A 7,680-nucleotide genomic window follows, 5' to 3' on the forward strand; every position below is an offset into this window, starting at 1 on the left:
GGCATCGGCAACGCCGCCGGCCTGCTGTTCGCCGGCATCATGCTTGGCTTCCTGCGCGCCAACCACCCAACCTTCGGCTATATCCCGCAGGGGGCGCTGAACATGGTGAAAGAGTTTGGTCTGATGGTGTTTATGGCCGGGGTCGGTCTCAGCGCCGGGGCCGGGATCAATAACGGGCTGGGCGCCGTCGGCGGCCAGATGCTGGCGGCAGGGCTTATCGTCAGCCTGGTGCCGGTGGTGATCTGCTTCCTGTTCGGCGCCTACGTGCTGCGCATGAACCGGGCGATGCTGTTCGGCGCCATGATGGGGGCCCGCACCTGCGCCCCGGCGATGGAGATCATCAGCGATACCGCGCGCAGCAATATTCCAGCGCTCGGCTACGCAGGCACCTACGCCATCGCCAACGTGCTGCTTACCCTTGCCGGGACGCTCATCGTGATCATCTGGCCAGGGCTACAATAATTTTTTGAGAAAAAAGCCGTCACAGGCAGAACTTTTTCTCAGGGCATCAGTCATAAGTAATGCCACTGCTTTTCTTTGATGTCCCCATTTTGTGGAGCCCATCAACCCCGCCACTTCGGTTCAAGGTTGATGGGTTTTTTGTTGCCTGCATTTAGCCATTCCGGGTGAAACGCCGCTTCAGCGCCCCTCTTCCTGCGCCCTCTCCCCTGCCAGCTGCCCGACCATCATGCGGATTGCCGCCTTCGACAACGGTGCGCGGTCGGTGACAAAGTGCAAGGTCATCCCTTCAATAAAGGCGTCGAGACCGCGGGCGGTATCGGGGGCAAACCATTGTTCCAGCGTCTGCTGGCTGCGCCGCATCCAGTTTTGCATCACCGCCTTCAGCGCCGGCTGACTGCTGCAGAACGCGTACAGCTGGTACATCAGCTCCATATTGCGCGCCGTGGTCACCTGGGCGCTGAAGATCAGATCCGCGATGGCATCGCAGGCTTGTTCCCGGTTCGTTACCCCGACGAAGCCTTGCTGATACTGCGCCGACATCTCGGCGGTAAACAGGCTGAACGCCTCCTCAATTAACGCCTCAATGCCGCTGAAATAGTAGGTCAGCGATCCCAGCGGCACATTCGCGCAGGTGGCGATTTTACGGTGCGTCACCGCATGGATGCCGTGCGCCGCGATGGTATCCAGCGTCGCCTGCAGGATGCGCTCGCGGCGCTGCGGATCGTTTGGTCTACGGGCCATGATTTTCCTCTTCCGGTTTATGTACAAATGTACACTTACTTGCTACTGTTGTCTTCACTCTTCTCCTTTAAGGCGTTTACGGATGACGACGCAATCCTCGCGCAGAGCGCTGCAGCTTCGGCTATGGGCGCTGTTTATGTTCTTTTTCATCCCCGGCTTGTTAATGGCCTCCTGGGCCACCCGCACGCCGGCGATCCGCGATCTGTTGGCGCTATCCACCGCAGAGATGGGCGTGGTGCTGTTTGGTCTGTCGGTGGGGTCGATGAGCGGTATTCTCTGCTCGGCGTGGCTGGTGAAGCGCTTTGGTACCCGCAAGGTCATCCGCACCACCATGTCCTTCGCCGTGCTTGGCATGCTGGTGCTCAGCCTGGCGCTGTGGGTCACTTCCGCCCCGCTGTTCGCCTTCGGTCTGGCTATCTTCGGCGCCAGCTTCGGCTCCGCAGAGGTCGCTATTAACGTCGAAGGCGCGGCCATCGAGCGGGAGATGAATAAAACGGTGCTGCCGATGATGCATGGCTTCTACAGCTTTGGCACCCTGTTCGGCGCCGGGGTGGGCATGGCAGTGACCGGATTCGGTCTGCCGGCCGCCCCGCACATCCTGGCGGCTGCGCTGGTGGCTATCCTGCCCATCTCCATTGCTATCCGCGCCATTCCCGACGGCACCGGTAAAAATGCCGCCGAAGTCGCCCACGGTGAGGCGAAAGGTCTGCCGGTGTGGCGCGACGCGCAGCTGCTGCTGATCGGCGTCATTGTCCTGGCGATGGCCTTTGCCGAAGGCTCGGCCAACGACTGGCTGCCGCTGCTGATGGTGGATGGCCACGGCTTTAGCCCCACCTCCGGCTCCCTGATTTATGCCGGTTTCACCCTCGGCATGACGCTGGGCCGCTTTACCGGCGGCTGGTTTATCGATCGCTACAGCCGGGTGGCGGTGGTCCGCGGCAGCGCAGTGATGGGCGCCCTCGGCATAGGCCTGATCATCTTCGTCGATAACCCCTGGGTGGCGGGCATCTCGGTGCTGCTGTGGGGCATTGGCGCCTCGCTCGGCTTCCCGCTGACCATCTCCGCCGCCAGCGATACCGGGCCGGACGCGCCCAAGCGCGTCAGCGTGGTGGCGATCACCGGCTATCTCGCTTTCCTCGTCGGGCCGCCGCTGCTGGGTTTCCTCGGCGAACACTTCGGCCTGCGCAGCGCCATGATGGTGGTGCTGGGTCTGGTGATGGTGGCGGCGCTGGTCGCCCGCGCGGTGGCTAAGCCACAATCTGAACCCGTTATGGAGAACAGCTAATGAGCATCAAACTGATTGCGGTGGATATGGACGGCACCTTTTTAAGCGATGCCAAAACTTACAACCGGCCGCGCTTCCTCGCCCAGTACCAGCGAATGCGCGAACAGAATATTCGCTTCGTGGTCGCCAGCGGCAACCAATATTATCAGCTGATCTCCTTTTTCCCGGAGATCGCCCATCAGATCGCCTTCGTGGCGGAAAACGGCGGCTGGGTGGTGAGCGGCAATGAAGACGTCTTCAACTGCCAACTGCCGGTTCACCACTTCAACGCCGTGGTCGACCATCTGCAGACGTTGCCGAATATCGAAATCATCGCCTGCGGGAAGCGCAGCGCCTACACCCTCAATCGCTACAACGACGCGCTGAAGACGGTGGCGGCGAAGTATTATCACCGCCTTGAACTGGTGGATGATTTTAACCATCTCGATGACACCATCCTCAAATTTGGTCTCAACGTGCCAGACAGCCTGATCCCGGAAATTCAGCCGAAGCTGCACGCGGCGCTGGGGGACATGGTCACCGCGGTGGCCACCGGCTACGGCAGCATCGACTTAATTATCCCGGGTGTGCACAAAGCCAACGGGCTGCGCATTTTGCAGCAGCGCTGGGGCATTGAGGATCACGAGGTGGTGGCGTTCGGCGACAGCGGCAACGATATCGAAATGCTGCAGCACGCCGGGTTTGGCTTTGCCATGGCCAACGCCCGGGAAGACGTCAAAGCCGTCGCCCGCTATCAGGCGCCGCATAACAACGAAGAAGGTGTCCTGCAGATTATTGATAAGGTGTTGGATCGCGAAGCGCCGTTCGCCTGATAAGACCCGGATGCGAGCGCATCCGGGTTGAAAACAACTACCCCTGCTGCGAATTGCCGACGCTTTTATCTTTCAGAAAGTAAATCATCAGCCCCAGCCATAGTACCCCACCCAGCAGGTTAAACAGGCTGAACAGCCCGTTGCCGCCCAGCTCGTAAGCATGTTTGCTGAGCTCGATGCCGACGGTGAAGATCAGCATCTGCAGCATTCCCATCGCCGCCGAGACCGTGCCTTTACTCATCTCGCTGGCGAACAGGGTTAAACGCACCAGGCCGGCGTTCGCGAGGCCAATCCCGAAGGCGTAGAAGCTCAGACCGGCCGTCATCCACAGATAAGCGTGGGAAGAGACCACGGTCGCCGCCGCAGAGAGGATCAGGCCAAACATGATCGGCCAACCGCCCATGATAATCAGCGAGCGCACGGTCCGGCGCGCAGTCAGGCGCGCCAGCACCAGGTTGCCGGCAATCAGCGCCCCGAAAATCGGCACCTGCAGCATGCCGTACTCATAGCTGGTGGCCTGTTCGCCGCTGATAATAATCACCGGCGACTGGGCAATCCACGCCAGCAGCGGCAGGCTGACAAAGCCGGTGGCCAGCGCGCCGGCGACGAAGCGCAGGTTCTTCAGCACCAGCCGATAGTCGCGGCCCAGCTCTTTCACCGACAGCTTTTCGCCCAGCCGCGTCGCGGTCTCCGGCATCGCCCGCTGCAGGCCGAAGAACGAGATGGCCGCCAGCACGGCGAACAGGACAAACATCATCTCCCACGGCAGGACATGCACCCAAGCGGCGCCCACCAGCGGCCCCAGCAGCGGGGCAATCAGCGCCACGTTAGCCATCAGGGCGGTGATTTTGATACACACCGCCTCCTCAAAGGACTCCTGTATCGCCGCATAGCCCACCGCGCCAATAAAGCACAGGCTGATCCCCTGCAGGAAGCGCAGCAGGGTAAACTGCTCAATGGTCTGCGCCAGCAGCGTCGCCAGGCAGGTGACGATGAACCATACTACGCCGGTCAACATCACCGGACGGCGGCCAATACGATCCGACAGCGGCCCCAGCAGCCACTGTAAAAACATGCCGCCTGCCAGATAGGCAGTCATTGAGGTAGGTACCCATTCGTTGCCCACCTGAAATTCCTGCACCACGGCTAACATGCCCGGCTGAATCATATCGTTGCCGATATAAGTGGAAAACTCGTACAGCACCAGACATAACGGGAACAACAGCGCCTGCCTTCCGAGGCGGCGGCCTGAAAGCGAATAATTTTGCATGAAATCTCTTATCTATCAAAAATCGCGCAAAGTGTAATGAAACTCCCGGCGCGGAGATAGTGAATTGTGGGTGACACCGCACAATATTACGAGCCGTGCGCCATCGTCCTGCCTCTCCCCTGTTATTCAGCCTGTGTATATATTCCGTTTATGTTTCAGCAATGTGACAAACGATATACTGACGTTTTTCAGGCTGTTAGCCGTAGACTTTATGGTAGTGGATTTCATAACAACCTGATCTTTAAGACAATGCCGCCTTTATCTCCGCACCGCTTTTATTTAGGGTAGGCGGCTTAATTGCTATCGGACCAACGAGCCTGGAAGTCTATGCTGGAAAATATTAACTATGCGCTGTTCGCCCTGCTCAACGCGACGCCTGCCTCGCCGCAGTGGGCCATTGAGATGGCGATCTTCATCGCTAAAGATCTGATTCTGATCGTACCTCTGCTGGTGGTGACATTGTGGCTGTGGGGGCCTGCCCAGCGGCAGATGGTGTTTAAGCTGATGCTGGCGCTGACGATCAGCCTGACCGTGTCGTGGGCGATCGGCCATCTTTATCCGCACGATCGGCCGTTTGTCGCCGGCGTAGGCTATAACTTCCTGCACCACGCGGCGGACGACTCCTTCCCCAGCGACCATGGCACCGTCAGCTTTACCTTTGCCCTGGCCTTCCTGTTCTGGCATCGCCTGTGGTCCGGCGCCCTGCTGATGGCCATTGCCGCCGCCATCGCCTGGTCCCGTGTCTATCTCGGCGTGCACTGGCCGCTGGATATGGTCGGCGGGCTGCTGGCCGGGATGTGCGGCTGCCTTGGCGCGGCGCTGATCTGGCATACGTTCGGCCCGGCGCTATACCATCAGCTGCAGCGGCTGTATCGTCTCTGCTTCTCCTTGCCAATCCGCAAAGGTTGGGTGCGCGGCTAAACGCCGCCGTCGCTGCGGCCACCGCGTGACTAACCCGCAAGCGACAGGTAAAATCCCGCTAACGCCCTGCCCCCGCAGGGCGATTTTAGCGCAGAGGGAATATGGAAACTCGCCGTGACGAACGTATCAGTCAGCTCATTCAGGCACTTAAACGCAGCGATAAGCTGCATCTGAAAGAAGCCGCTTCCCTGCTTGGGGTGTCGGAAATGACCATTCGTCGCGACCTCAATGGCCACAGCGGCCCGGTTGTGCTGCTCGGCGGATACATTGTGCTGGAGCCGCGCAGCGCCACCCATTACCTGCTCAGCGATCAAAAAACCCGGCTGGTCGAGGAAAAACGCCGTGCCGCTCGCCATGCGGCCGCGCTGCTGGAGGCCCATCAGATGGCCTTCTTCGACTGCGGGACCACCACGCCGTGGATTATTGACGCCATTGACGATGCCCTGCCCTTCACCGGCGTCTGCTACTCCCTGAACACCTTTCTGGCCCTGCAGGAAAAACCCCAGTGCCGCGCGGTCCTGTGCGGTGGGGAGTTTCATGCCAGCAACGCGATTTTTATGCCGCTGAGCCTTGAGGATACCCTCAGCCATCTGAGCCCTGATATCGCCTTTTACTCGGCGGCGGGGATCGACTGCGAGCAGGGGGCGACCTGCTATAACCTGGAAGAGCTGCCGGTTAAGCACTGGGCGATGCGTCACGCGCGCTATCACGTGCTGGTGGTCGACCACAGCAAGTTTGGCAAAGTGCGTCCGGCGCGCATGGGGGCGTTAGCGAAATTTGACGTGATTGCCAGCGATATCTGCCCGGATGATGAGCTGGTCGCGCTGGCGAAGGCGCAGCAGATTTCCCTACTGTATTGAAGCGTCGCTGCCCGCGCCCCGCAGGGCGCGGGCAGGCATCAGGAGAACCAGCTGCCGAACCAGCCGTGCAGTTTCATCAGCACGAAGTCGATCATCCGGCTGAAGAAGCCGCCCTCTTTTACCGACTCCATGACAATCAGCGGACGCTGTTCAATGGTTTTATCATTTAGCTTAAAGTCGATAGTCCCGACCACCTGCCCCTTCTCCAGCGGCGCGGTAAGCTGCGGCTGATTTAAGGTATAGCTGGCTTTCAGGTTTTTCAGCTGGCCCTTCGGCAAAGTGATAGAGCCCGCCTCGCCAGCCCCCAGTTTCGCTTCATTGCTATCGCCAAACCACACGCGCTGGGTAACGAAGGTGGCATCTGGTTTAATCGGCGTCACGGTTTCAAAGAAGCGGAAGCCCCAGGTCAGCAGTTTTTCTGACTCGTTAAAGCGAATGCGGTCGGTTTTGGTCCCCAGCACCACGGCAATCAAACGCATATCACCCTGAGTGGCCGAGGAGACGAGGTTATAGCCGGCCCCGGCGGTGGTCCCGGTTTTCACGCCATCGGCGTTGAGGTTACTGCTCCACAGCAGGCGGTTGCGGTTCGGCTGGCGAATTTTATTGAAAGTGAACTCTTTCTCTTTATGTACCGCGTACTCTTCCGGTACGTCGTGGATCATCGCTTTGGTCAGCAGCGCCATATCGCGGGCGGTGCTGAACTGCCCCGGCGCGTCAAGGCCGTGGACGGTCATAAAGGTGGTGTTGGTCAGCCCCATTTTTTTGGCGTAGCCGTTCATCAGGCTAACGAAAGCGTCCTGGCTGCCCGCTACGTAGTCAGCAATCGCAATGCTGGCGTCGTTACCGGACTGAATGATGACCCCTTTGTTCAGATCTTCTACGGAAACCTGCATGCCAGGCTTGAGGAACATCACCGATGAGCCGCGCAGCGCCGGGTTGCCGGTCGCCCAGGCATCGCGCCCAACGGTCACCATATCGGTCAGTTTGATTTTTCCCGCTTTTATTGCCTGCCCTACCACGTAGCTGGTCATGATCTTCGTCAGACTGGCCGGGTCGAGTTTTTCATCGGCATTGCCTTCGCTGAGCACCTTCCCGCTGGCATAGTCCATCAGGATCCAGGCGCGAGCGTCAATTGAAGGGGCGTCGGGGAGTTGTTCCGCAGCCTGCACCGCAGGTGCGACAAGAAATAACAGCGCGCAACCTGCCGCGAGGCCGCGAAGGGAAAAAGCGTCATGCATCATAAGAGCCACCCAAGTATCCTTTCCAAACAAAATATGCCGCGCCACTCTGACCGCGCCGCAGCAACCGGTGAGTAAAGCGTACAAATGA

Annotated in this window: 7 protein-coding genes and 1 pseudogene; 5 read left to right on the forward strand and 3 right to left on the reverse strand. The window is 59.5% G+C overall.

Going from position 1 to position 7,680, the window contains the following annotated elements:
- Positions 1–462 (forward strand): annotated as a pseudogene (locus tag KHQ28_RS12275) (transporter); the annotation flags it as partial.
- Positions 463–639: 177 nt separating this feature from the next.
- Here KHQ28_RS12275 and KHQ28_RS12280 read toward each other — a convergent pair.
- Positions 640–1,203, reverse strand: a complete 564-nt coding sequence (locus KHQ28_RS12280) for a TetR/AcrR family transcriptional regulator (RefSeq protein WP_004141969.1) — start codon at positions 1,201–1,203, stop codon at positions 640–642.
- An 82-nt stretch (positions 1,204–1,285) separates the two neighbouring features.
- Here KHQ28_RS12280 and KHQ28_RS12285 point away from each other — a divergent pair, with 82 nt between their 5' ends.
- Both KHQ28_RS12285 and KHQ28_RS12290 read left to right on the forward strand, forming a co-directional pair.
- On the forward strand, positions 1,286–2,488 hold the full coding sequence (locus KHQ28_RS12285; protein ID WP_032419149.1) for an MFS transporter: 1,203 nt from the start codon (positions 1,286–1,288) through the stop codon (positions 2,486–2,488).
- Positions 2,488–3,300, forward strand: a complete 813-nt coding sequence (locus tag KHQ28_RS12290; RefSeq protein ID WP_004141971.1) for a Cof-type HAD-IIB family hydrolase — start codon at positions 2,488–2,490, stop codon at positions 3,298–3,300. Before KHQ28_RS12285 ends, KHQ28_RS12290 begins: the two co-directional genes overlap by 1 nt.
- Before the next feature lie 37 nt (positions 3,301–3,337).
- On the opposite strand, the gene kdeA is transcribed toward KHQ28_RS12290, so the two are convergent.
- The gene (kdeA, locus tag KHQ28_RS12295; protein ID WP_004151718.1) at positions 3,338–4,570 is read right to left on the reverse strand and encodes a multidrug efflux MFS transporter KdeA; all 1,233 of its coding nucleotides are present in this window, start codon (positions 4,568–4,570) and stop codon (positions 3,338–3,340) included.
- A gap of 327 nt (positions 4,571–4,897) precedes the next feature.
- Between kdeA and ybjG the strand changes: the two genes are divergently transcribed.
- Positions 4,898–5,491: an undecaprenyl-diphosphate phosphatase gene (ybjG, locus tag KHQ28_RS12300; protein ID WP_004141974.1), complete on the forward strand. Its 594-nt coding sequence runs from the start codon at positions 4,898–4,900 to the stop codon at positions 5,489–5,491.
- Positions 5,492–5,592: 101 nt separating this feature from the next.
- Entirely contained in the window at positions 5,593–6,351 is a 759-nt protein-coding gene (gene deoR, locus KHQ28_RS12305; protein WP_004151717.1) for a DNA-binding transcriptional repressor DeoR, read from the forward strand.
- 38 nt (positions 6,352–6,389) lie between these two features.
- On the opposite strand, the gene dacC is transcribed toward deoR, so the two are convergent.
- On the reverse strand, positions 6,390–7,592 hold the full coding sequence (dacC, locus tag KHQ28_RS12310) for a serine-type D-Ala-D-Ala carboxypeptidase (RefSeq protein WP_004191175.1): 1,203 nt from the start codon (positions 7,590–7,592) through the stop codon (positions 6,390–6,392).
- Positions 7,593–7,680 lie beyond the last annotated feature (88 nt).

Origin of the sequence: Klebsiella sp. 28 (genome assembly GCF_018223905.1) — a bacterium.
GTDB lineage: Bacteria > Pseudomonadota > Gammaproteobacteria > Enterobacterales > Enterobacteriaceae > Klebsiella > Klebsiella pneumoniae.

Excerpts from the sequence above, each read along its gene's own strand:
- KHQ28_RS12280 (WP_004141969.1), bottom strand. The coding sequence starts at position 1,203 with ATGGCCCGTAGACCAAACGATCCGCAGCGCCGCGAGCGCATCCTGCAG.
- KHQ28_RS12285 (WP_032419149.1), top strand. The coding sequence starts at position 1,286 with ATGACGACGCAATCCTCGCGCAGAGCGCTGCAGCTTCGGCTATGGGCG.
- KHQ28_RS12290 (WP_004141971.1), top strand. The coding sequence starts at position 2,488 with ATGAGCATCAAACTGATTGCGGTGGATATGGACGGCACCTTTTTAAGC.
- kdeA (WP_004151718.1), bottom strand. The coding sequence starts at position 4,570 with ATGCAAAATTATTCGCTTTCAGGCCGCCGCCTCGGAAGGCAGGCGCTG.
- ybjG (WP_004141974.1), top strand. The coding sequence starts at position 4,898 with ATGCTGGAAAATATTAACTATGCGCTGTTCGCCCTGCTCAACGCGACG.
- deoR (WP_004151717.1), top strand. The coding sequence starts at position 5,593 with ATGGAAACTCGCCGTGACGAACGTATCAGTCAGCTCATTCAGGCACTT.
- dacC (WP_004191175.1), bottom strand. The coding sequence starts at position 7,592 with ATGATGCATGACGCTTTTTCCCTTCGCGGCCTCGCGGCAGGTTGCGCG.